This is a genomic window from Paenibacillus sp. 19GGS1-52 (genome assembly GCF_022369515.1).
Classification (GTDB): domain Bacteria; phylum Bacillota; class Bacilli; order Paenibacillales; family Paenibacillaceae; genus Paenibacillus_AQ.
This window is the reverse complement of record NZ_CP059724.1, coordinates 1,884,337-1,909,336: the sequence shown is the minus strand read 5'-3', so window position 1 is coordinate 1,909,336 and position 25,000 is coordinate 1,884,337. Positions and strand designations below refer to the sequence as shown.

General features: G+C 47.4%; 23 protein-coding genes and 1 other RNA gene. 3 read left to right on the top strand and 21 right to left on the bottom strand.

Annotated elements, in window-relative coordinates:
* Positions 1 to 164 precede the first annotated feature (164 nt).
* Positions 165 to 824: a TerC family protein gene (locus H1230_RS08835; RefSeq protein WP_239715123.1), complete on the bottom strand. Its 660-nt coding sequence runs from the start codon at positions 822 to 824 to the stop codon at positions 165 to 167.
* A gap of 169 nt (positions 825 to 993) precedes the next feature.
* On the opposite strand from H1230_RS08835, the gene H1230_RS08830 reads away from it, so the two are divergent.
* Entirely contained in the window at positions 994 to 1,689 is a 696-nt protein-coding gene (locus H1230_RS08830) for a TerC family protein (protein ID WP_239715122.1), read from the top strand.
* A 6-nt stretch (positions 1,690 to 1,695) separates the two neighbouring features.
* On the opposite strand, the gene thiI is transcribed toward H1230_RS08830, so the two are convergent.
* From thiI to H1230_RS08800, 6 genes are all read right to left on the bottom strand, one after another.
* Entirely contained in the window at positions 1,696 to 2,982 is a 1,287-nt protein-coding gene (thiI, locus tag H1230_RS08825; protein ID WP_239715121.1) for a tRNA uracil 4-sulfurtransferase ThiI, read from the bottom strand.
* Between the two features lie 3 nt (positions 2,983 to 2,985).
* On the bottom strand, positions 2,986 to 4,137 hold the full coding sequence (locus H1230_RS08820) for a cysteine desulfurase family protein (RefSeq protein ID WP_239715120.1): 1,152 nt from the start codon (positions 4,135 to 4,137) through the stop codon (positions 2,986 to 2,988).
* A 206-nt stretch (positions 4,138 to 4,343) separates the two neighbouring features.
* Positions 4,344 to 5,054: a lytic transglycosylase domain-containing protein gene (locus H1230_RS08815; protein WP_275591172.1), complete on the bottom strand. Its 711-nt coding sequence runs from the start codon at positions 5,052 to 5,054 to the stop codon at positions 4,344 to 4,346.
* Between the two features lie 186 nt (positions 5,055 to 5,240).
* Entirely contained in the window at positions 5,241 to 5,651 is a 411-nt protein-coding gene (locus tag H1230_RS08810) for a DUF5353 domain-containing protein (RefSeq protein ID WP_239715119.1), read from the bottom strand.
* A gap of 10 nt (positions 5,652 to 5,661) precedes the next feature.
* Positions 5,662 to 5,961 carry a DUF1540 domain-containing protein gene (locus H1230_RS08805; protein WP_481857125.1) on the bottom strand — a complete coding sequence of 100 codons (300 nt, stop codon included), beginning with the start codon at positions 5,959 to 5,961 and terminating at the stop codon, positions 5,662 to 5,664.
* A 77-nt stretch (positions 5,962 to 6,038) separates the two neighbouring features.
* Positions 6,039 to 6,536, bottom strand: a complete 498-nt coding sequence (locus H1230_RS08800) for a YpuI family protein (RefSeq protein WP_239715118.1) — start codon at positions 6,534 to 6,536, stop codon at positions 6,039 to 6,041.
* A 228-nt stretch (positions 6,537 to 6,764) separates the two neighbouring features.
* On the opposite strand from H1230_RS08800, the gene H1230_RS08795 reads away from it, so the two are divergent.
* Positions 6,765 to 8,654, top strand: coding sequence for a S8 family peptidase (locus H1230_RS08795; protein ID WP_239715117.1), 1,890 nt, complete (start codon positions 6,765 to 6,767; stop codon positions 8,652 to 8,654).
* Positions 8,655 to 8,659: 5 nt separating this feature from the next.
* Here H1230_RS08795 and pdxR read toward each other — a convergent pair whose 3' ends face one another.
* Positions 8,660 to 10,090, bottom strand: a complete 1,431-nt coding sequence (pdxR, locus tag H1230_RS08790) for a MocR-like pyridoxine biosynthesis transcription factor PdxR (RefSeq protein WP_239715116.1) — start codon at positions 10,088 to 10,090, stop codon at positions 8,660 to 8,662.
* A gap of 95 nt (positions 10,091 to 10,185) precedes the next feature.
* On the opposite strand from pdxR, the gene H1230_RS08785 reads away from it, so the two are divergent.
* Entirely contained in the window at positions 10,186 to 11,403 is a 1,218-nt protein-coding gene (locus tag H1230_RS08785) for an aminotransferase-like domain-containing protein (RefSeq protein WP_239715115.1), read from the top strand.
* Between the two features lie 107 nt (positions 11,404 to 11,510).
* On the opposite strand, the gene rnpB is transcribed toward H1230_RS08785, so the two are convergent.
* The 13 genes from rnpB to H1230_RS08720 all read right to left on the bottom strand — a co-directional run bounded on the left by rnpB (position 11,511) and on the right by H1230_RS08720 (position 24,952).
* An RNA gene (rnpB, locus tag H1230_RS08780) (RNase P RNA component class A) lies at positions 11,511 to 11,919 on the bottom strand.
* Positions 11,920 to 11,980: 61 nt separating this feature from the next.
* Positions 11,981 to 13,096: a Nif3-like dinuclear metal center hexameric protein gene (locus H1230_RS08775; protein ID WP_239715114.1), complete on the bottom strand. Its 1,116-nt coding sequence runs from the start codon at positions 13,094 to 13,096 to the stop codon at positions 11,981 to 11,983.
* Complete coding sequence (locus tag H1230_RS08770) at positions 13,072 to 13,851, bottom strand: tRNA (adenine(22)-N(1))-methyltransferase (RefSeq protein WP_239715113.1); 780 nt, start codon at positions 13,849 to 13,851, stop codon at positions 13,072 to 13,074. The genes H1230_RS08775 and H1230_RS08770 overlap by 25 nt, the downstream gene beginning before the upstream one ends.
* Positions 13,848 to 14,672 carry a hypothetical protein gene (locus H1230_RS08765; protein ID WP_239715112.1) on the bottom strand — a complete coding sequence of 275 codons (825 nt, stop codon included), beginning with the start codon at positions 14,670 to 14,672 and terminating at the stop codon, positions 13,848 to 13,850. Before H1230_RS08765 ends, H1230_RS08770 begins: the two co-directional genes overlap by 4 nt.
* Positions 14,673 to 14,790: 118 nt before the next feature.
* The gene (gene rpoD / locus H1230_RS08760; RefSeq protein WP_154121211.1) at positions 14,791 to 15,921 is read right to left on the bottom strand and encodes an RNA polymerase sigma factor RpoD; all 1,131 of its coding nucleotides are present in this window, start codon (positions 15,919 to 15,921) and stop codon (positions 14,791 to 14,793) included.
* Between the two features lie 40 nt (positions 15,922 to 15,961).
* Positions 15,962 to 17,782 (bottom strand): DNA primase, encoded by a 1,821-nt coding sequence (dnaG, locus tag H1230_RS08755; RefSeq protein ID WP_239715111.1) that lies wholly within the window; start codon positions 17,780 to 17,782, stop codon positions 15,962 to 15,964.
* 39 nt (positions 17,783 to 17,821) lie between these two features.
* Entirely contained in the window at positions 17,822 to 18,295 is a 474-nt protein-coding gene (locus H1230_RS08750) for a YaiI/YqxD family protein (protein ID WP_239715110.1), read from the bottom strand.
* A 174-nt stretch (positions 18,296 to 18,469) separates the two neighbouring features.
* Positions 18,470 to 20,545 carry a glycine--tRNA ligase subunit beta gene (gene glyS / locus H1230_RS08745; protein WP_239715109.1) on the bottom strand — a complete coding sequence of 692 codons (2,076 nt, stop codon included), beginning with the start codon at positions 20,543 to 20,545 and terminating at the stop codon, positions 18,470 to 18,472.
* Entirely contained in the window at positions 20,538 to 21,425 is an 888-nt protein-coding gene (glyQ, locus tag H1230_RS08740; RefSeq protein WP_239715108.1) for a glycine--tRNA ligase subunit alpha, read from the bottom strand. Before glyQ ends, glyS begins: the two co-directional genes overlap by 8 nt.
* Positions 21,426 to 21,867: 442 nt before the next feature.
* Positions 21,868 to 22,623 carry a DNA repair protein RecO gene (recO, locus tag H1230_RS08735; RefSeq protein ID WP_239715107.1) on the bottom strand — a complete coding sequence of 252 codons (756 nt, stop codon included), beginning with the start codon at positions 22,621 to 22,623 and terminating at the stop codon, positions 21,868 to 21,870.
* A 36-nt stretch (positions 22,624 to 22,659) separates the two neighbouring features.
* Positions 22,660 to 22,803, bottom strand: a complete 144-nt coding sequence (locus tag H1230_RS08730; RefSeq protein WP_239715106.1) for a YqzL family protein — start codon at positions 22,801 to 22,803, stop codon at positions 22,660 to 22,662.
* Between the two features lie 107 nt (positions 22,804 to 22,910).
* A complete protein-coding gene (gene era, locus H1230_RS08725) occupies positions 22,911 to 23,804 on the bottom strand; it encodes a GTPase Era (RefSeq protein ID WP_239715105.1) in 894 nt (297 codons plus the stop codon).
* 728 nt (positions 23,805 to 24,532) lie between these two features.
* Positions 24,533 to 24,952, bottom strand: coding sequence for a cytidine deaminase (locus H1230_RS08720; protein WP_154121218.1), 420 nt, complete (start codon positions 24,950 to 24,952; stop codon positions 24,533 to 24,535).
* Positions 24,953 to 25,000 lie beyond the last annotated feature (48 nt).

The following is a 25,000-nucleotide window of genomic DNA, read 5'->3' as shown; positions in this document are numbered from 1 at the left end:
CCTTCAAGATTCATGTCTTTTTAACAGGATTCAGTTTATATTTTATATGAAAAGTAAAGAAAACACCATCATTCTCCGCAGAATCAGTTCCAGAAAGACATCCTCCAGCACATATAAATAAACGGACACGCCCTGAGGAGTGTCCGTTTATTTATTCCGTATCGCTAACCCACAGTTCTACCGAAGCGTTTCGTCGCGCCCGTTATAACTACAATTACTCCTAATGCAACAGGCAGCATGGAATGGGACGAAGGAAATAGAACGGACAGCATGGCCCCAAATTTGCCATCCTGAAGCAGCATATCGCCTGCTGTGTAAGCCAGAATATAGGCTCCGATATAGATTAGAAGCGGAAAACGATGCAGCCAACCCACAATGATGCCGCTTCCCCATACCACTATAGGTATGCTAAGCGCGATCCCGACCACAATCAAGGCCAGATCCCCTTTAGCTAATCCTGCAATAGCCAGCACATTGTCCAGACTCATAATAAAATCGGCCACAAGAATCGTACGGATCGATTTCCAAAGTGTAGAACCCTCTTCAACCCTAAGCTCTTCTTCCTCTTCCAGCAGCAGCCTAAACGAAATCCACAGCAGCAGCAGCCCACCACCAGCCTCTATGTAAGGAATTTTGAGCAGCAATACCGCAGCAAAAGTAAGCAGACAGCGTAAAACAACAGCTCCTGCAGCTCCCCACCACACCGCTCTCTTCCGGTACTTCTCCGGAAGGTCCTTGCTGGCCAGAGCAATTACCATAGCGTTATCTCCGCTCAGCACAAGATTAATCATCAATATTTCACCAAGCAGCAATATTGAATCCATGTCTCTTACCTCCCCGAACTACATGTATTACATGTATGTTCGAAGGTGACAAGCTATGCTTCCTGTCCAACTTTTTTTAGTTATAGATGAATGTCAGGCTCAATTATCGCGTATATCAAACTAAGCAGATCTTAGAGCATTGCTACCAAAACAATAGGAGTGACTAAGCTTGAGCACATCCGTATGGGAGTTTATATTATCACTGCTGAATATTGTCTTTCTGGATCTCATTCTGGCAGGTGACAATGCGATCGTCATCGGTCTTGCCGCGCGGAATCTAGCGGCTGATACTCAGAAAAAAGCTGTCCTGTTAGGTACTGCCGGAGCTGTCACTCTACGGATCATCGCGACTATTCTCGTTGTATGGCTGCTCAAGGTGCCTTGGCTCCTACTTGCAGGTGGACTTTTGCTCATTTTCATAGCTTACAAGCTGTTGACAGACGAAAATAATGAAGCTGATATCAAGGCAGAAGGAAACCTATGGTCTGCCGTTCGAACGATAATAATTGCGGATGCAGCAATGGGTCTTGACAATGTAATTGCGGTTGCCGGGGCTGCCAAACATAATATCACTCTAGTCGTGCTGGGGTTGTTGATCAGCGTTCCGATTGTGGTCTGGGGCAGCACACTTTTTATTAAGCTGATCAATAAATTCCCATGGATTATTTATATTGGTTCTGCCGTGCTAGGTTTTACCGCCTCCAGCATGATTACGGAGGAGGAGCGGATAGAGCCTTTTTTTGAGCAATATCCCATTCTGCGTTATTTGTTCATAGCAATGGTAATAGCCGGGATCTTGGCTGCGGGACTTCACAAACGCCATTCGGAACATAAAGAGACCCCAACTGGCGGAATCGCAAGCTGATGTAGCTTAGAACCATTCTTCCTGTAATCCCGCTTGGACACTGACTACATCCTTAGGCAACTCATTTCCGTATGGAGTAATCCGCAGGGTCTCGGTAGCCTCAACTGCCGCAGCGAGCAATTCGGAGTAACCCGGCAATGTAGCTTCGATCTTGTCTACAATTCGCAGGTTTGGATTCGTTGTTGGCGATTTGGGCACGAATAAGGTGCAGCAATCCTCGTAGGGAAGAATGGACAAGTCGTAGGTGCCAATATTTTTGGAAAGCTCGACGATATCGTTCTTGTCCATCATAACCAGTGGACGCAGCAAAGGTAGCGGCGTAGCACGACCAATCACATTCAGGCTAGGAAGTGTCTGGCTAGCCACTTGTCCCAAGCTTTCACCTGTTACGATTGCAAGTGCACCTTCACGTTCGGCAAGCTGCGTGGCAATCCTCAGCATAGCCCGCCGCATCAGCGTAATGATGAGGTTATCCTGTCCGATACCGGTAAAAGCAGTCTGCACCTCTGTAAACGGAACCAAATGCAGCTTGATTCCCCCTGCATAACGAGACAACACCCGTGTAAGATCAACGACCTTCTGCCGAGCAAGCTCACTCGTATATGGATAGCTGTAAAAATGCACGCATTCCACCTCCAGACCCCGGCGCATCGAAGACCAACCGGCTACCGGACTGTCAATGCCACCGGAAAGCAGGAGCATCGCCTTGCCATTGGTTCCAAGAGGGAATCCGCCGATGCCAGCAATATTTTCGCAGAAAATATACGTATTCCCCTGACGGATTTCGACTTTCATCTCCAACTGAGGGGATTTCACATCAACGATAAGTCCAGGGTAGCCCTGCAACAGCGGAGTGGCTACCAGATTGTTCATTTCAAGAGATCCATGTGGGAAGCCCTTCCATACCCGGCGGGCTTTAACCTTGAATGTAGTTCCAGGAGCAGGAGCTAGAATAGTCAAAAAGTCGCGGCTAACAGACAAAATTTCCGCAAGCTCAGATGGGGATACCTTAACTGGGCTAATGGAGGCGATGCCAAATACATTCTTCAGTGCCTCAACCATTTCAACTGCCGGCTCACCGTTCAACTCGACATAAATTCTGCCGAATTCTTTGGTTAGTACAACATTTGGGTACGGTTTAACTATCTCTTTAACATGACGCAGCACCGTTTTCTCGAAACGGGAGCGGTTTTTACCTTTCAACATAAACTCCCCGAAACGCAATAACAGCATATCGGCATAATTAATACTCTTGCCTTCATCAGTAACGCCTTCAGACTCTATATCTCTCATAAGTTACTTCATGCCTCCTTCTACAATCTTTAAAGCCTGCACAGCAGTCATTATTGCCTGCTCCAATGCCGTGACATCAGCCGCTGTATGACTATCTCCTAAGCTAATTCGTATTCCTCCAGATGCGGCAGAGCCATCCCTACCCATGGATAATAAGACCCGACTCGGCTCCGCCAGCCGTGAGGAACAGGCCGACCGGGTAGATACCGCCATTCCCAGTTCCTCCAGCTTACGAGCCATTACCTCGCCCTTCATCCCCGGATAGGAGAAATGTACGATATGGGGGGCGCCATTCTCATTGCTGTTCACCAGAAATTCAGGGATACCGCGTAAAAAATGCAGCAAACGATCCCTTAAAGGGGTAAGCTTAGCGACAAAGGCTTCTCGCTGCTCACCACTCATTCGCACGGCTTTGGCAGCAGCAACGATCGCTGGCACATTCTCCGTACCGGCACGCAGTCCATCCTCATGTGAGCCTCCCGTCAACAAGGGGAATAACATGACACCTTCTCTTACATAAAGAAGGCCGACACCGCGAGGACCACGAATTTTGTGGGGGGACAAGCTGTAGAGATCAGCCTTCCATTCCTTTAGTGAAACTGGCAGTTTGCCATATCCTTGAACCCCATCTACATGAAACAAAACGCGTGAATTCAAGGACTTAATTAGATTGCCGATCTCTCGCAGCGGCTGTACAGCCCCAATCTCATTATTAACATGCATGACGCTGACAAGCACAGTATCACGGCGGACTGCTTGCGCCACACGGGCAGGATCAACAATCCCAGTCTGTTCCGGTTTGATAAATGTAATTTCCCAGCCTCTTTTTTGCAGCTGTACACAGCTCTCATACACAGAAGGATGCTCTATTTCTGTAGTGACAATGTGCCGCCCTCTTCCTTCGTACTGCAGCGCAGCACCTTTTACAGCAAGGTTGTTGCTCTCCGTAGCTCCAGAGGTAAACAGAAGCTCTTCGGGCTTCACGGCTAATGCAGCAGCGCAAACTTCACGTGAACGTCTGATCAATTTACCCGCCTCTGCTCCTGCACGATGTAGTGAAGAAGGGTTTGCATAATGTAATTTCATTATTTGCTCCATCGTCTGCACCACCTCTTCATAAGGCGGCGTAGCTGCAGCATAATCCCAGTAAAGCATATATAGACAATCTCCTTTGTCTTGTGCTTAATTACGGCAAGAAGAAACGGCTTCGCCGTCCTTTTAGGGACGGTATCCGTTTCTTCGAGAAATATAAGCATAATATATCGTGTGAAACATATATACACTTATCTTTTGAAAAAGGACCAAACAGGCTCCGGCCGCCACCAACGCGGCCATGGATTGTTCCCGTTTGATCCTTTGTATTATACCGCGTATTCGGCGCGGGCGCGTTCAATTTTGGAAATATAGGCTTGTGTTTCTTTAGGAAGCTGTGATAAATTCGCCATCAGTTCCTGATCATTACTCACTCCCAATTTCAATACACGACCTGGACCAGCATTATAGGCTGCCAGCGCCATCTTCTCCTGACCGTCAAATCGCTTCAGCTGATAGGATAAATAACGAACACCGCCATCTATGCTTTGAGCAGGATCAAACGGATCAGAAACGCCTAGTCCATTCGCAGTTCCATCCATCAGTTGCATTAATCCTTTAGCTCCCGCCGATGAGACAACATTCGGATTAAAGGAGGATTCCGTATCTATTACCGCCTTGATGAGATCAACCGGCACCCCATATTTGGCGCTTGCTGTCTGAATTAGTTCTTCATAATCACTTGGTTTCGTATCCTGTATTTCCCCGGAAATGTTATCAAATGAGCTCTCGCCCGTTCCACTGAGCTGCTGCCACAATAGGTTGCTGGCTGAGGATGCATCTGCGAGAGAGGTTAATGAGTTTGCACTATCACTGCTGACTGATTGCGAAGACATATCCTTCAGTAGTGTTGCAAATTGGGACGACGAAGATCCCGATATTTGAGCATCCTTATCCGAGCCGTTCTTCAGAGATGCAGTCTTCAAATTCACCCATTTCAGCTCACCTAACCCATTAGCCAAAGCCGGATTGATCTCCATGCTGGCAAATCCCTTCTTCCTGTTGAATCTATATCACTGGATAACTCCATTTAAATTTAAATCACTCCTTAATATTACAATTTATTCAAGAGTTTTGCTAGATCATTGAATTAAAAAACAGACTTCAGACCCGTATATTCAGGTCTTAAAGCCTGTTTTTTATTTGTCCAACCATCGGCTATTTGTCTAACGAGCGAAAGGTATCATAACGAAATAGCTGAGTGTAGCTACTATTCCCAGACCCATTGCCCATGCGCCAGCGGTTTTTTGTCCTTTTGCATATGCGTAATAACCGACCACAGCAGCTATCGGGCCTATAACTATAGACCAGATAAACAACGACACAATCCCAAAGGCAAGACCGACATAACCCATCATCCGGTGTTCAGTACCCACCTCTTTAGGTTCGCTAACTTCTGTTGCTTCACTGGCTGCCGGATTGCGAACATGCATTGGAAGTGGGCTTACTTCTGCTGCATATTCTTCACTGTGCTCTCTGTCCTGGCGGGGATAGTCTACTCTCCGGGGGCGGAGAATAATTTTTTTCGGATCAGAGGAGCTCTGTATTCTCTTGGGTCTTCCTTTTCGTGAGTCCATGGGCGGCCTCCTAAGAGTTCGGCTTGAACGTCAAACAACAGGTTGCAGATGAGGTCACCGCATGATCGTGATGGTTACGGCCAGTCATTTCTTCGGCAAATTCTTCTTTAAAGCCGCTGCCTGCATGCTTATCGATCTCAATAATAATCTCATCTGCTTTGCATAAATTCTGTTCTCCCCAATAATTGCAGTTGCTTACGCTGCATTTCACTAATGTTTTTGGAGTCATCATTATCACCTCGGCTTCATTATGTCCGACCGATTTCTTCTCTATGCCACGGAAGCTTTTCCAGTTGATGTTAGTGAACAAAAAAAAGGATCAGTCCCCGTCATCTTTAAATGACAAGTTCTAATCCTTCACTCTTCATTTCTCTAACGAATTAAATTTTACACCTGATTTTGCATACGCTTCTCAGTTAAATAATCATTTTCATAATAATTGAGGTCGTCACGCAGCTCTTCATACGATTTGGTGATTTCAAGAATAATATCGCGCGCTGGACGCACTGGCTTCTTGCGGAAACGAATCGCATCCTGTCCTGTATAGGCATAACGTCCATCTTCGGAATAGCTTTCATTCTTTGGATAAAAGAAATTATTAACACCATAATGATATACATTATAAAGCGCTCTCTGCGCAAAGGATTCATCGAATGTAGCACGACGCAACGCTACGCCGAGCTTCTCGTAAGACATCTCCGAGAAAACCAGCAAATGGCGAAGATCGGACAGGTAACCCTGATAAAACTGCAGTTCCTCTTCATTTGGCTCCGTTACAAGCTGCGGCAGCGCATGCTGATTCAGAAAAAGTTCCATTTTCTCAATTGCAAATTTAAGCTTTTCTCTTGTAGTTTCGCACAATTTCTGCACATTAGTTGCTGACATGGCGATTGCTCCCCCTTATTATTCCCTGCTCTTGTAGTCAATTAACGATGGATGTGAATCATTCCTCGCCGACCGCTTTCTTGCAATATAGAAAGCGAATTCAGGAAAGATATACTAATCTGATATTATCATAAAACACTGGACGACGGTATCCTTTTCTGTAATGCATAAAATAGGCTCCCTCTTCTCAACCTACTGATATTAAAATGCCATGGAGGAGCGGAAAATATGTCACGTAAAAATTTAACTGTCGCCGGTCTGGTTACCGCAGCATTCACGGTAGTTCTGCTAACCTTCGCACTTCGGCCTGCCGAAAATGTCACGCAGAGAGAAGCTGTTGCCGTGCCTAATCCCCCCCAGGAAAAAACATTAAAGAAAACTGCGCTGGTTCAGGATGTCAGCGCTACCGACCATCTGAATAGAGTGGATGTCAGCAAACATTTAAGCACTATGCTCGCCGAAACCCATGGAGCCTCACCTCAGGATATTGCAGTGTATGCAAAACGCCTGCAGCAGGGGCACGGGCATATCACCATGCTGATGTGGATCGATTTTCACGCTCATACCACTAAAACCTTTCAATCTTCTCTTCCAGAAGGAACCGATCAGGAGAATAAGCAGCTGCTAAAGTATCTAAAAACAGCAAAAGCTGCTCTAAAGGGGCATCAATCGTATGAATCCCCATCATTTATTATCGGTAAGAACAAGTATTACTTTATGGCACAACGCGACAAAACAGGAAATATTGGTGTCATTGCCCTTATTAACCAAAAGATCCTGGATCGTGTTGCCGAGCACCAACTCAAGAATCTGCGACTGATCCCATATCCCAAAGAAGGTAAGTACCGCGTGGAATCCGTTCATACCGATACCCTTAGCGATATCACTGTCAAGACAGGTCATGATAATGAGAATGCCAGTCATTTTTATGAGAATGAAATCGTCGTCCGTTTCCAAAATGGTCATCCAACGAGAGGGCAGCTGCAGACGATAGTCGCAGATATTCACTGCAAGCAGCCGCGCAAGCTAGGCTATGCTTATATTTTCCGTGCGGACCAGATGAATTATAGCCAGCTTAAGACTTATTTCGTTAATAAGTGGCATCCAGCCTATACCGAACCTCACTATATGTATTTAACCAATGATACAGTGAACAAAAAACCAGTAGGGACTGTCACCCCCAATGACCTATTATTCTCCACCTATCAATGGAACTTACCGGCAATTGAGACAGAGCTGGGTTGGAATTTATCCAAAGGAAGTAAAGAGGTAATTGTGGCAGTTGTGGATACAGGGGTGCAGGCCAGTCATCCGGATTTGAAGGGAAAGCTTCTTGCTGGCTATAACGCCATCACTAAAGGATCAACGCCAGATGACGATGTCGGGCACGGTACTCATGTGTCAGGCATCATCGGAGCTTTGGTCAACAACAACGAAGGCGTAGCAGGAATTAGCTGGTACAACAAAATACTACCGGTTAAAGCCCTTGATAACTCGGGAGCTGGCACCACATACTCCGTGGCGGAAGGAATCATATGGGCAGCAGACAACAATGCGAAGGTGATAAACCTCAGTCTGGGCAATTATGCTGATTCACAGTTTCTACATGACGCGATAAAATATGCCTACGACCGCGATGTTGTCATCGTCTCTGCTGCCGGTAATGATAACACGGAGCGCCCCGGTTATCCGGCTGCCTATCCAGAGGTTCTGGCGGTTGCCGCAACTAATGCTTCTTTGGAAAAAGCCTCTTTCTCCAACTATGGCGATTATATTGATGTCGCAGCCCCTGGAGATAGCATAGCCAGTACGTATCCGGAAAGCCAGTATGCGGCTTTGTCTGGCACATCCATGTCGAGCCCGCATGTGGCGGCACTGGCTGGGTTGGTTCGTTCGCTAAACCCAGATTTGACCAATAAAGAAGTCATGGCGCTTATGACGAAAAATGCCATCGATCTCGGGGATCCCGGTCATGATAAATATTACGGCTGGGGCCAGATAGATGTCTTAAAAACACTTCAAGCCGCGAGCGGCAGCCCCGTTCCGCTCCAGCTATGGCCACAGCATGTTCGCCTGCAATTGAATCAATTGAAGCAGAGATTAGAAAAGAATTTTTGAAAGCTTTAGGTCAGAAATCTGCTTAACAGCCTTAGAAATAATCTCAACCCATGTTCCATATCCGCTTCATTCATCTGTGAATAACAGAGGCGGATGTGACGGGAAGGAGTATTGCCAGCGTAGCAGACATCGCCGGGTAGAAAGGAAATGCTCTCACGTTCAGCCAGCTCATGCAGTCTTGCCACTCCTAGAGCAGAGGGAAGCTCCAGCCAGAGACTAAGCCCTCCTTCTGGCAGGACCCAGTTTACACCTGGCGGAGCATATTCCTTCAGCAGTTTGGCAGCCTTCTCCATACGTCCGCGCAGGGCGTTGCGTAGTTGTCCGACATACGCGTCATATTTCTTAGAAATAAACGGAAGCACGGCCCGCTGCGTAAGCAATGGACTGCCCAAATCGCTTGCGGATTTAGCGGCGATTAGACGGGATAAAATGTTCCCCTCAGCCGCTACGCAGGCAATTCGACAGCCCGGAGCGAGCACCTTGCTGAAGCTTTTCATATAGACTACATGTCCATCCAAATCCATGGATTTAATGGAAGGAGGTGGGGGGGTGTGGAAATACAAGTCACTGAACGGATCGTCCTCTACAAGAAGACAGCTATAGCTGCGGGCTAACTCCAGCAGACGCTGTCTTCTTGTCATGCTCATTGTGACTCCACTTGGATTCTGATAGGTTGGGCATGTATAAATCAGCTTGGGCGGTCTTTGGTCACACATTTTGGTAAGAAGATCCACTCTCATCCCCTCACTATCCATAGGCACAAAGATCATTTCCGCACCTCGCCCAGCAAAAACATCAATCGCTCCTGTGTAACTTGGGGCCTCTAGATAGACGGTATCCCCAGGGCCAACAAAGGTGCGTGCTACCAGATCTATCCCCTGCTGGGTTCCGCTCGTAATCATCAGGTCAGCTGAGGTCAGTGCAATTCCTCGCGACTGCAAGTGTCCGCTCATCATTTCTCGCAGCTCAAGATCTCCCTGAAAATTACCATAGGTCGCCATCAACTCTGGCTGTTTCGTCACTAACGAGGCCATAGTGGCTCCAATATAATCCAAAGGCAGTAATTCGCTATGAATCGCCGCCAGATGAAATGGATATTTCACTTCTGAATAATCAAAGTTCCGCCACAGCTGTGCTCTCGGTAAATAGTCATCGTATTTATTTTGCCAGCCCGCACCTTCTGGACTCTGTTTATCTTCGGTTTCGGCAACAAAGCAGCCTCTTCCCTGACTACAGTTAATAACTCCGCGCCTTGCAAGCTCAGCATAGGCCTTGCTCACTGTAACCTGACTTACCTTAAGAGACTTAGCCAGACTTCGAACTGAAGGCAACTGAGCGCCTTGATGTAGCAATCCCGATGAAATCCGCTGTGATAGTGTTTCGCAAATTTGCTGCGGCAAGGATTTACTGCTACTGCGGTTTAAATCGATGTGCATCTGCCTTCTCCCCCACTGTTATATTTAACGCTTTACTGTTATGCTGCAATGCCGTTATGATACATCAAAATCGATAGGGTGGGGAGCAATTTTTTATGGAAATCAATTACTCAACGACAGCCAATCATCTCGGATCTTCAGCAGTTCGCGAAATTCTCAAGGTTACTCAAGGTAAGAATATTATTTCACTGGCCGGTGGACTACCTGGAGAAGATTTATTCCCTCTGGAGGCGGTTCGTAACGCTTACAGCCGTGTGCTCTCTGCCGATGCCTCAGTGCTACAATACGGATTGACCGAGGGCTTCACTCCTCTGCGCGATAAAATTGCTGAAAGACTTACCAAACAAGGAATCCCTGTCACAGCAGCAGAAATGATCCTGACGACAGGTTCGCAGCAAGCGATAGATCTGTTATGCAAAATAATGATCGATCCCGGTGACACCGTCCTAGTAGAAGCTCCTACTTATCTGGCAGCGCTGCAGGTGCTTGGCTCCTACCGTGCCGATATTCAGACTGTAGATAATGATGAACAAGGCATGCTGCCAGATGATTTGGAGGATAAGCTGCGCAGGCTCCGGCCGAAACTACTGTACGCTGTTCCTACCTTCAACAACCCGTCAGGGGCAACCTGGAGCAAGGAACGGCGCGAGCAGACAGTGGCGTTATGTCGTCGGTACGGCGTTCTTATTCTGGAAGATAATCCCTATGGAGAAATTATGTTTGATGAAGATAAGGAGCTTTATCCCCTTTCACTAGCTGCGATCGACAGAAGCTATGGCAGAGATTATTGTGTCGTCTATACGGGAACCTTCTCCAAAATTGTTGCCCCGGCGCTACGCTCCGGCTGGATTGTCGGCCCCTCTGAGTTAATTAAGGTCATTACCAAGGCAAAACAGGCCGCAGATCTGCATTCCAGCACTATTGATCAGCGCGCCTTGGATGAGTTGCTGCAGCAATTCGACATAGAGAAGCATATCCGTGTGATCTCCCGGGAATATCATTCTCGGATGAAACTGCTCTCTGGTGAGCTCACCTCACGCGCTTGGGAGGGTGCTCATTTCCTCGAGCCGCGGGGCGGCATGTTCTTGTGGCTGACACTTTCCGCAGATATTAATGCTGCTGATCTATTGCCCCTCGCTGTAGATCAGGGGGTTGCCTTTGTTCCAGGAGAAGTGTTCTATTCGGCGCAGCCACTGAAGAACACGATGCGCCTCAATTTCACCCATACTCCGCCTCAACTGATTCCCATAGCTGTACAGCGATTGGAGCAAGCGTTATTGATGTATAAAGAAAGCTTACACCTATCACATTAGTCAAAAAAAAGAACAGAAAAAAGGCGACCTTCCAAGGAAGAGTCGCCATTTAGTATTCACTGTAAGGATTTGTTGTTCTGTTTAATAAAAAGGTAAAAAGTTGCAGTTAGGAAAGTTTGCCGTAAGCCGGGTTCTGTGCTCGTCGTGGTTCAAACGGGAACTACCCTCCCACCATAAGCGACAATCATCTATCTAGGCCATACATTACTGCACAGCTCCAGCGACCAACCTAGACGCGCCTCAGGCGAAGGCTGCTTCCTCCAATTAAGGATCAGCGGCGTCTCATTAGGTCTTGCTCCAGATGGGGTTTACCAGGAACGAAGTCACCAGCGTTCCTCGGGGTCTCTTACACCTCGGTTCCATCCTTGCCTGTGCCACCCTAAGGTGGCCATCGGCGGTCCATTTCTGTGGCACTATCCTTCAGCTCGCGCCGACTGGACGTTATCCAGCATCCTGCCTTAAGGAGCCCGGACTTTCCTCCCGTGACGAATCACCGGCGATTGTCTGTCAAACTTTCCGAACAACATTACATATTATACAGACATCTGCAACTCCACACAAGTGCAAATAGATGGAGTTATAGGAAATTGAAGGGCTCTGTATTCACCTTGGAAGCATACACACCTGTATCATACTTATGTTCAACCAGCTTTTCGGTCATCCATTCGGCGACCTTCACCTTCATAATCTTCTCCGCATTGTGCCCTGGATCAATCAGAGCGATTCCCGCCAGCAAGGCATCTTGGGCCGTGTGGTAATCAATATCGCCGGTAACCAGCACATCTGCACCACGGAAAATGGCGTTGCTATAGAATTTCCCACCTGAACCGCCGAGCACTGCGGCTTTACGAATAGGACGTTCCAAATCCCCGACCACACGTACCTTATCCACTTTCAGTCCGCTTTTAACTGTTTCAACAAATTGTCCCAACGTAGTAGGCTCTTTCAGCTTTCCTACCCTGCCAAGTCCCAGACTGCGGCCTTTTAAATCCATAGAGTATAGATCATAAGCCACTTCTTCGTAAGGATGCGCCTTGAGCATCGCCTGTACCACTTTATTGCGGATGGCAAGCGGAACAATGGTCTCGATGCGAATTTCCTCGACTCTTGTCATTTTACCCTGCTCCCCGATAAAGGGCTCTGCGCCCTCGCGCGGTATAAATGTACCATATCCCTCGATATTGAAACTGCAATGACTGTAATTACCGATCGAGCCTGCTCCGGCGCTCAGAATAGCATCAAGGACCTTTTGGTGCTGCTCCTTCGGGACGAACACGACCAACTTAGACAGCTGTTCTGTATGAATATCCTTGATGGGTTCCCCGTTCTCAATCCCAATAGCCTCCGCCATCCAGTCATTCATTCCGCCCTCAGTCACATCCAGATTGGTATGGCTAATATAAACCGCTATGTCATTCTTAATCAGCTTCTCATATAGCTTGCCTGCCGGAGTATCCGTCTGAATTCCCTGTAGCGGCCGAAAAATAATCGCATGATGGGCAATAATTAGATTGCAGCCAAGACTGATCGCTTCTTCTACGACCTCATCGTTCACATCAAGTGCCACCAGTAAGCCGGTGATTTCCTTTTGCAGACTGCCAAGCTGCAGGCCTATCTTATCCCATTCCTCCGCTACATGCTTCGGAGCCAGCTGTTCCATATATTGAATTACAGTTTGTCCTTTGGCAAGCATTGCAGCACCTCCGTAATTTGCTTGATCCGCGCCATGACTACATTTCGTTTCTCTTCCGCTGTTTCGAGCTCTGAGCGGGATAGTGAAGCCAGTATGCCTGCAAGCTTACTAAGCTCCCCCTGCCACTTGGCAAAAAAAGCAGCATTAGGTGCCCGCAACAGCCAAGGTCCCATCTCGATCAGCAGTTCCCGGTTGCAGATTACAGTCCCTCCATCCAGCGCCAAGTCACTGTATAGATGGTCATTTGTCATCCCGGGTGCAGCATCCTCGGGCATAGCTGTCAGGATTTCATAAAGCTTGCCATCTTCCTTAAGGATGTTCTCGGCAACAAGAATCCAACCATTATTCAACAGCCAACGGCGTAAAATATCCTCAGCAACATTCGGCTGGAGTGCCAGAATCTTGACCCCTTGTAGCTTACCTTGGCTCTGACCACGATCCAAAATAGCGGATATCAATGCCCCGCCCATTCCGGCAATGGAGATACAGTCCACCTCACCGGGCTTCAGCACCTCAAGTCCATCCCCGCGCCGCACGGAGATCACAGCACCCTTCCCGGCTTCTGCAACCCCTTTACAGGCCGCTTCATAGGGACCCTGGTTTACTTCACCAGCAATAGCGAATACAGCCTTACCGCTTTCGACAGCAGCCACAGGCAGCAGAGCATGATCTGAGCCGATGTCAGCCAGTCTGCTTCCCTGTGGAATTTGCTCCAGTACACACTGAAGCCGATCTGATAATTTCACGTTATTCATGATGTCACCCACGTTATCCATTTTTTCCGAAACAGGAACAGCAGAGCCAAGCCTACCGCAATTTTAGATAATAACAAAAATGATACCCACTGCGGATAACCCTGTCTGAGCAGAAGAGCGTCTATCTCCGGCATGATCCACAGCGTTGCTCCAACTCCAAAATAGACCCCTGCAACCCCACTGACCCGGTGATACAAAAGCCAGCTCAGCCATACCATAAGCACACACAGTGGCAGCCAGAGCAGCTCCAGCTCAAGCATAGAAGCGTCTGGACGAATCTTGATGAAGAATCCTCCATACAATAAACCCCAGAAGGCAAAGCCGCAGTAATTAAGAAGTCCGATGCGGAGAATAAAGCCGAGAACGCACCATAGCAGCCCACAGAATCCGATTAGTATAGGTCTCCAGAACAACGGATCAAGATGATGCAGCTCAATTATCCATAACCCAAATCCAAGGGTTAATATGCTGGCAATCCCTGCTAGCATAAGGCTGAAGACCTTTTGCCGATCCCTCAAAACTGCTGAATATCCATAACAAACGATTAAGACAGAGAGGGCTGTTGCGAGTTGCAAAGGCCAGGGAAAAACGCTAAAATAAAGACTAATCAAGAAAATCAAGGAAATTATTCCAAAACCAAACAGCCAAATTTTGATGCTTCCTTGCTGTAAATTATGTAACGAAATCGGATTATTATCCTTAACTGTTGCCTCATCGTCATAAATATTGGTCAAAAAATCGCAATACTGCTCAGGCAACAGCCGGCTCTTTCTCCAATACTGAATTTCTTTTAATATGATGTCACGTTTCTCCAAATTCAACAGTTCATCCCTCTTTCCAGGCATAAAAGGTCAGTTTTGAGTCATTGCAATATTTTCCATCCGTTATATTAAAAAGAACCTCCTGCCACTGTGCAGCAGAAGGTCCAGTTCTTAAATCCTATTCGAGGAAATCCTTAAGCCGTTTGCTTCGGCTAGGGTGGCGCAGCTTACGCAGCGCCTTGGCTTCGATCTGGCGAATTCGTTCCCGAGTTACACCGAACACTTTGCCCACTTCCTCAAGCGTTCTCGTCCGTCCGTCATCCAAGCCGAAGCGTAAACGGAGTACATTCTCTTCGCGCTCTGTGAGCGTGTCCAGTACATCCTCCAGCTGTTCCTTCAGCAATTCATAAGCGGCCGCATCAGCCGGAGCCAAGGCTTCCTGATCCTCAATAAAGTCACCCAGATGAGAATCATCTTCCTCACCAATTGGTGTTTCGAGTGATACCGGCTCCTGAGCAATCTTCATGATTTCTCTGACCTTCTCCACCGTCAGCTCCATCTCAGCTGCGATTTCTTCAGGTGAAGGCTCTCGTCCCAACTCTTGCAGTAATTGACGGGAGACACGAATTAGCTTATTAATGGTTTCTACCATATGCACCGGTATACGAATAGTACGCGCTTGGTCTGCAATCGCCCGGGTAATGGCCTGACGGATCCACCAAGTGGCATAGGTACTGAATTTGAAGCCCTTGTTATGGTCAAATTTCTCTACCGCTTTGATCAGACCCATATTACCTTCTTGAATTAGATCCAAGAACAACATACCGCGTCCAACATAACGTTTAGCGATACTTACCACGAGCCGTAGATTCGCTTCTGCAAGCCGCCGCTTTGCTTCTTCGTCACCATTCTTAATTCTCATCGCAAGCTCAACTTCATCGTCTGCCGACAACAAGGGAACACGACCAATTTCTTTCAGATACATACGAACAGGATCGTTAATCTTAATTCCCGGTGGCAGTGACAAATCATCGTCAAAGCTTTCTTCACTTTCGTTATTCTCGTTGTCCTCACTCGGCCGAAGAGTCGTTACCTCCTCATCATTCTCGTTTACAACTTCAATCCCCAAATCACTGAGCTGCTCATAGAACTCTTCCATCTGCTCAGGGTCTTGATCAAACGGCGACAATTTCTCCATGATATCTTTGTAATTCAATGATGATCTTTTTTTGCCATTCTCAATTAGCTGATCCTTAACCTCATCCAAAGTAAATTCTGCTTCCAGTTCAGTATGCTGATCGTTCGCCATAATTCGACTCCCTCCTCCCTAGGTACATCCTGTCAATTCTTCATTGTCTCTCTAGGGCTAAAATTTCACTTGCTATTTGTGCTGCTCGTAAAAAGTCACCGGATTTTTCCGCTTGAATCATCTCTTCACGTTTCGGTTCTATCTTGCGTTGCATGGGGTATTTCCTTACTTCGCGAATGCAATCATCCAGTACCTGTTCATTCCAGCCTGGAGGTGTATCCATCATGGAAATGGAGGTGGCGGCCTTCTCCAGGCGGTCATCCTGAAGCGATGAGAGAAACCGACTGATGCCTGGTGGTTTGCCTTGCGCGTAATAGGCGTATAGATAAGCGGCAATTGCCGCATGATCATCGATATTGAACTCTTCTCCGAGGCGTTCACCCACGTACGTGGCGGCTTCCGGGTCCTGAATCATCAAGGACAGCAGGCGCCGTTCCGCGACATGATAAGCGGGCAGCAAAGTTGGTGTCTGCACTTGCCCTTTTTTATGCCTACCATTATTCCACCTTTTATCGTTATTATCCCCTTCGGGAATGTTTTTTTGCAGCGATGCCCTCAGAAGATTGCAGTCCTGCTTCAAACTATCATATGACAGTTCCAGCTCGGAGGCGATTTCTCTCAGGTATACCTCTCGCTCCGTTGAAGAATGCAGCGAGGCAATGACTTCCAATGCCTCTTTGACGTAGGCGATTTTGCCATCTTCCTCTAGGAGTATATGGGTTTTTTTCAGATATATAAGCTTAAATTTTATGGATGAAACCGCAGATTCAATAACTTGTTCTCTGAATCTGTCCCCACCGTGCTTGGAAATAAAATCATCCGGGTCTAGTCCGCTTGGCAGTAAAGCGATCTTCACACGCAGGCCACTCCCTTCAAGCATGGGTACTGCCTTTATGGCTGCAGCTTGTCCTGCCCGGTCACCATCATAGGAAAGGATAATCTCGTCAGCCAGACTCTTCATTAATACCACATGACTATCCGTCAGCGAGGTACCCATGGTCGCCACACCGTTATGCACACCTGCTTCCCAAGCCGATATGACATCCCCATATCCTTCAAAAAGAACGATTTGCCGCGTTTTGCGGATGGATGCTTTGGATTGGTGCAAATTGTAAAGAATCCGGCTTTTGTTAAACAATCTGCTCTCCGGAGAATTTAAATACTTGGGTTGACCCTCTCCCAGTATTCTTCCGGCAAAGGCGATTACCTTACCTGTACGATTTGCAATTGGAAAAATGATGCGCCCGCGGAAACGGTCGACATAACCTTTGCCCTCACCTCTGGCGGACAATAGTCCACCTTTCTCCATCTCGGCGAGATCAAAGTTCCGCTTCTCCAAAAACTGAAGCAGTGTGTCCCAGCGATCGGGGGCATATCCGATCTGGAATTGGTCTATCATCTTGTCGCTGAAATTACGGGACCTTAAATAATCCATTGCGGCTGTGCCGTGTTCCGTATTCTTCAACAGGTAATGATAGAACTTCGCAGACCATTCATACGCTTGAATCAACCGATCACGTTCCGGGTCCGGAGCAGACAGCATACCTCCCTTTCCTTCTGGAATGGGTATATCACTTTCTTCAGCCATTATGCGGACAGCTTCGGGGAAGGATAACCCTTCGATTTCCATCCTGAATTTGATGGCATTTCCACCCATACCGCAGCCAAAGCAATGAAATACACCCCGATCCGGAGTCACAGTAAAAGAAGGAGTCTTCTCCGAATGAAACGGGCAGAGGCCCCATAAATATTTCCCCTGCTTGGACAAATGGACAACTTTACCGACTGTATCGACAATATCATGCCGCGCCAGCACGCTTTCGATAACCTCTTCCGGAATATTACCCTGTCCGTTAGCCACTTCGACCACCTTCATCTCTTAACAAATAAATATAATTCGCTATAGCTGCACATTCTCCTGCAAAAGTGTTAAAAGTTTTGTCAGTTTATGTTGAAAAAAAATTTTCTCCTCTGCAGTAATCGGTTTTGGACCCTTGGAATAATGTCCTCTTCTTCGTTCTACGGCTTTGGCATGCCTGCCCTCCAGTATAAAATCCATTTCGGAATCTTCATAGACCTTGCCCCGAAAAGAGAGCGCAGAACAACGTTTACCCAGCGCCAGCGCAGCAAGTCCATAATCCTGAGTCAGCACAATATCCCCTGCCGAAATGTGATTGGCAATATATAGATCTGCACTCTGATCTCCGCTGTCGACCTGCACAACTGTTACACCTTCTTCACCTTTGAGCACATGGTTATAGGAAGACACCATCACTACCGGAATGCTAAAGGTACGAGCAACTGCAGCGATCTCCTTCTTGACCGGACATGCGTCTCCATCCACCACTATAGTTCTTCCCTGGGAACTCTTCATGACCCTCACCAGTTTTCCGTGTAATATAATATACGCTTTACTTAATAGGAAATCCTTCTTTGAAAAGCATAAAATACGGAACGAATGACAACTGACACATTGGCACCGTTCCGTATATTTATACCCCAAACCATCAATCTATACCATAAGTCGTACACTTTTCTTAAAGGTTATTTACCAGACCAGCTTGCCGAAATCTGCAAAGGCCTTACAATCCGCATCAATACCTGCCAGCAAAGCCAGACGGTTCGCGCGTATCTGCTCGTCCTCAGCCATGACCATCACTGAATCAAAAAATCCGGTAACCGTTTCTTTCAATCCGGAAAGGATGTGGAGCGCTTCTTCTGCATTTCTTGCTGTAAGTGCTTGTGTGTATGGGGCATGCAGTGTCTGCCATTTCTCATATAGCTTTACTTCAGCTTCTTCGGTAAAGAGCTCTGGCTCTATGATTCCTACAGTTGCTTTGGCGGCCAGGTTACTGACCCGGTTAAAGGAATCGACCGTAATTTTGAAGTCTTCTTGGTTAGAAACAGCATCCATAAGCGCACGGCTTCTGGCTACAACATCAACCACATTATCATAACCAGCGGCAATAACCGCATCCACAACATCATAGCGGACATTGTCGGATAATAGGCGTTTGACGCGCAGACCAAAGAACTCGTAAAGGCTTATACGCAGTTCATCACTAAAATGTTTCGGATTTTTGGAATTTTCATGTACTTCAATGGCTGCTGCAAAAATTTCCTGCAAATTGATCGGCAATTTATGCTCCAGCACAATTTGCACGATTCCTGCCGCTTGACGTCTTAGCGCATAGGGGTCCTGAGAGCCTGTCGGGATAATGCCAATGGAGAAACAACCAACAATGCTATCAATTTTGTCAGCTAGACTGACAATATAACCCGCTTCTGTCGTTGGAACAGCTTCACCGGCAAATCGCGGCTGATAATGTTCAAAGATTGCTTTAGCCACATTTTCCGGCTCCCCAGCTTTACGGGCATAATCCTCACCCATGGTACCTTGAAGCTCAGGGAATTCATAAACCATTTGTGTGACCAGATCGAACTTACAGATATCTGCAGTACGGCTAACCTCAGAAGCCACAGCTGTGGACAAGCTCAACTTCTCAGCCAAACGATCGGCAATCTTGCGAATGCGCCGAACTTTGTCTCCGATGCTGCCTAGCTCTTCATGATAGACGATATTCTCCAGTTTGGCGAGTGCATCCTTGATTTGCAGCTTCTGATCTTCTTCATAGAAGAATTTGGCATCCGACAGTCGAGCCCGGAGCACTTTCTCATTCCCTCTGGCTATTACATCAAGGGATTGCGCATTTCCGTTGCGCACAGTTACAAAGAATGGCAAAAGCTTGCCAGCAGCGTCAAACACCGGGAAGTAACGCTGATGCTCACGCATTGAGGTAATTAGCACATCCTGAGGTATATTCAGAAAGGCTGGATCAAAGGTACCAAACAATACCGTAGGTGTCTCCACCAGAAATAGCACTTCTTCCAGCAGATCTTCTTTGATGGCAATCGTCCAGCTCTTCTCGTCAGCAAGCTTGTTAATTCCGCTCAGTATAAGCGCTTGGCGTTCCTGCACATCTACAAGCACATGCTGTGTACGCATAGCTTCCACATAAAGAGCAGGCTCAGTAATTTCAGCTTCTGCACCGAGGAAACGGTGACCACGGCTCACATTGCCCGCTGTTACACCTGTGATTTCCAAATCAATGATTTCCTTGCCAAACAGGGCAACTAACCAGCGAATCGGACGTACGAATTTGAAATCGTAAGCTCCCCAGCGCATATTTTTCGGAAAAGTCATCGCACTTACGATTCCTGCAAGTCCTTCTGAGAGCAAAGACGAGGTTTCTACACCGGCACTGCTTCTAGTGGCATATATATATTCCACGCCAGCCAGTTCTTTAAACGTAAAATCATCAGGGGACACACCTTGGCTACGGGCAAATCCGAGTGCCGCCTTGCTCCACTCTCCACTTGCATCCTTAGCAATTTTGCGCGATGGACCTTTGACCTCTTCACTGATATCTACTTGCTTCTCAGCAACGTCTCTTACCAGTACCGCAAGACGGCGTGGTGTGGCGTATGCGGTGACTCCGCTGTGCGTGATACGGGAGGATTCCAGCCATTTGGACGTTCTGTCCTGAAGCTGCTCCATGGCCGCCCGGATAAACCGCGCAGGAATTTCTTCCAGTCCGATCTCAAACAATAAATCTTTAGACACGGTCAGCACCTTCTTTCTTCAGCAGCGGGAAGCCCAGCTTCTCGCGTTCCTCCAGATATGTCGCAGCTACCGTGCGGGCAAGATTACGAACTCTAGTAATAAATCCTGTACGTTCGGTTACGCTAATTGCACCACGTGCGTCCAAAAGATTAAAGGTATGCGAGCATTTCAGCACATAATCATAAGCAGGGAATACGAGATGATGCTCCATGGCTCTGCGCGCTTCTTCTTCATACGTGTTGAATAGCGTGAACAACATTTTGACATCCGACACTTCAAACGTATACGTAGAATGCTCTACCTCTGGCTGATGAAAAACGTCCCCATAGCTAATTCCATCAACCCATTCCAGATCGAATACATTTTCTTTATCCTGAATATAAGAGGCCAACCGTTCCATACCGTAAGTAATTTCTACAGCGACCGGATTAGTCTCAATACCGCCTACTTGTTGGAAGTAAGTAAACTGTGTAATTTCCATCCCGTCCAGCCACACTTCCCAACCTAGACCTGCACAGCCAAGTGATGGATTCTCCCAGTTGTCTTCGACAAAGCGGATATCATGCAGCAATGGATCAACACCCAGCGCTTTCAGACTGTCCAAATAAAGCTCTTGGATGTTATCGGGTGACGGCTTGATAATCACCTGGAATTGATGATGCTGGTACAAGCGGTTCGGGTTTTCCCCATAACGTCCGTCTGAAGGACGGCGGGAAGGTTCAACATAAGCTACCTTCCATGGCTCAGGACCAAGTGAACGTAAAAAAGTCATGGGGTTCATCGTGCCGGCCCCTTTTTCCGTGTCATACGGCTGGACGAGAATGCAGTTCTCTGCTGCCCAGAACTGCTGCAGTGTCAAAATCATCTGCTGAAAGTTCATGATACCGACTCCTTCGCTAACAAGTTTTTTACGAAACGGTCTTGCCTTGTGTTGTGCTCCCTTGCAACTTCGCGATGGAGGCGGCATTCTAATATGACAAAAAAACTCCCGCCCCCATGCCTGATAATCAGACATAGGGACGAGAGCTTATATACTCCCGCGGTTCCACCCTACTTGACCTCGCACTTGTGACTCCAGCATCTCTTACTGCAGGACTCAAGGTACGAAATCCACTTTTCCTAAATGCCGCTTCCGTACTCCCGGGTGCCATGTTCATGAACGTTGTCCCGCCAGGCTCTCACTTTCCCCGACTCGCTTTTGTGACAATAAAGCTCATTACTTTCCCGATCCATGCACGTCTCTTTCATAACTAGAGCAATAACGACTGAGTCATTTCTACAAATAGAAACTTTGTCTATAGTAACGGAATTTTTGGATTTCGTCAAATATTGTATTTGTCGAGCTGATCCAGAAAATTTTGTGATTTCAGCTTTAGGCCCAACTGCATGTCCATGAAAGCCCGCATAATTAACTTAAGCTCATCACGCGTACTTTCTTTGACATCCACATTGCCCAGTCGGTTCAGATCAAGTCTAGCGAATAGTCTCAGCAGCTTCAGAGCACGTGGTGAAACCTCCATCGCCGGAGGATCATTATGCTTACAGCTGCGACACAACACCCCACCCAGACGCGGACTTATCAGCAACTGTTCATCGGGCTTTTCCATTCCGCATATCACACATCCATCCAGTTGTGGGCCATAACCCGCAGTCTGCAGGATTTTCATCTCATACACATTTATAATCACACTTGGTTCCTTGTTGTCCTGAAGTGCATTGAGGCAGGCTGAGAGCTGGCGAAACCAGAAGCTTCCGGTTTCATCATCATGCAGCACACGATCAAGCAGCTCACAAGCATAAGAGGCATATGCGGCTTTGATCAAATCCTCGCGAAGTGGGTGGTGGGAGTGAATAATCTCACCGGAATTTAACGTTCCCAGCCCACCATTAGTTCTAAAAAAAACAAATTGTCCGACGGTGAACAGCTGGATCAGCGCAGCATGACGGCTCTTGACTTTCTTGGCACCGCGTACCAGAACACCTACTTTGCCGGCGTTCTCGGTGCAAAGCGTAATGATGACGTTCCCCTCACCATAGTCCATGCTGCGGATGACGATCCCTTCCACCCTGTGTAGCATGCCTCGTCCCCCAACCATTCGGCAAGCAACCAGTCCTTATTGTGCTTCTTCATCACAGACCTTCTCTTCCTCCACCAGCAGCGTTCCACCCTCGCCCTGTGGAATATGTGCTTCCTTGTACAACAGATAAGCATCGACATCTCCAGTCATTGCAAAATACTTCCACGAAAAGTCTCGCATTCGTATTCATCCTTTCTTCTGAAAACACGATGTTTCTTCGAAGTTAGGATGTGCGTTAGGACAGGTTCTATCCTTGCAATTCCTGCCAAGGGAGCAGGGAGAAGAATTTAAAGGTCTTTATGAAAGCCCAAATCACGCAGAACGCGATCCTGATTGCGCCAATCTTTTTTCACCTTTACCCATAATTCCAGAAAAATCTTCGAACCCAGCAGGTTCTCAATATCCGTACGGGCCCGTCTGCCCACTTCTTTCAGCAGAGCTCCCTGCTTACCGATAATGATCCCTTTTTGGGAATCACGCTCTACAAAAATAACCGCAGAGATATGCACAACGCCATTAGGCTCTACGCTCATATCTTCGATAGCTACCGCAATAGAATGCGGCACTTCTTCGCGGGTTAGCTGCAATATTTTCTCACGGATCAATTCCGCGCACACAAATTGCTCCGGATGGTCAGTAATTTGATCCGACGGGTAATACTGAGGTCCTTCCGGCAAATATTTGGCGATTTGCTCCAGTAGCGTGTTAACATTGTTGCCAAACTTGGCAGAGGTCGGTACGATTTGGGCAAAATCATGCAGCTTTTGGTATTCCGCCATCAATGGAAGCAATGCTTCCGGCTCAATCTTATCGATTTTGTTGAGTACGAGAATAACTGGCGTCTTCAGTCCGTTCAAATGTTCTGCAATATAACGGTCGCCTCCGCCCATTCCCTCGGATGCATCTACAAGAAACAGCACTGCTTCAACTTCACCCAATGTGCTCATGGCCGTCTGGTTCATGTAATCACCCAGCTTGGACTGTCTTTTATGGATACCCGGTGTGTCCAGGAACACAATTTGCGAATCATTGGTCGTGTAGACACCGTGGATTTTATTTCTGGTCGTCTGCGGTTTATCTGACATGATGGCAATTTTCTGACCGATAACCTGATTCATCAATGTCGATTTACCTACGTTTGGTCTGCCAATAATGGCGACAAACCCTGATTTGAATTTCATATAATCTTCCTTTCGACTGCTTGCCTTTTTCAATTTCTTGTAACCTTATGATACCCTTTTTTGATCTCTTTAAAGCGTTTCAATCCCCCTATAGCGTTTCGATCCCCCTAAATCCCCCTTAGCCAAGGGGGACCCCAAGGCCCCGGCCCTCTGGACACCCGGAAATGGCGTGACTGCTTACTTTTAGGGGAATAAAGTGACAGTTGGGCTGGAGCGCTTACGTTCCCTGCGGGAACACGCTTGACTGCGGCGCGGACTACTAGTGCAGACTAGGTTACACGGCTCGCATTCCGCTCTCCGTGAGAAGAACTTGCAGCGTTGATTGACTTTATGATGATTATACAACACTAGTTGAACGTGGAGTCGCTGGCGGCTTTGCCGCAGCGCTTACAGGTGAAAGTTACTCAACGACAGAGTGAGAACAACAGAGTGAGTAGCGGCAGCGGTATTGTGTTCCAATGCGAGTATCGCCGCTGGCTTAGATCCGCTTTCCGTCCAATCTATTGCACTTTGTGCAGTAGATTGGACGGAAAGCGGGCTGATTGTTAATTCAACTGCACTCTATACAGTAGAATTAACAGGTTAGGGCCATATACTGGTTATTTAAGTAATTCTACTGTACTAAGTACAGTAGAATAGCAATTGAAGCTATATCGAGGCGATTCTACTGCACAGAGTGCAATAGAATCGTCCAGATGCTAAATGCTTAACCAAATACATGTCCTCACTTACTCGGGAGCTTGTCCTTGCTCCAGATCCGCCGGGCCGAAGGCGCCGGGCAGCAGGTCGCGCACTGTAGTCTCAACGATATCACCCTTCATGTTTCCGAGAATGACCAACATATCTGGTGGACACAGTTCAATCATTACTTGGCGGCAGACTCCACAGGGCGATACGGGTCCGTCAGTGTCAGCAATAACAGCGATAGCCTTAAAGGAACCAGCTTTATGACCATCCGCAATTGCACGGAACAACGCGGTACGTTCTGCGCAATTGGTAGGACCATAAGCTGCGTTCTCCACATTGCAGCCGTGATGAACATGACCATCCTGATCAAGCAGCGCAGCGCCGACTCCGAAACGAGAATAGGGAATATATGCATTGGCACGTGCTTTAATCGCTTCTTGAAGAAGTAGAGCAGAATCCATAGTTTCCTGTCCTCCTAAAAGTTTTGTGAAGCTTAGCTACTTGAATTC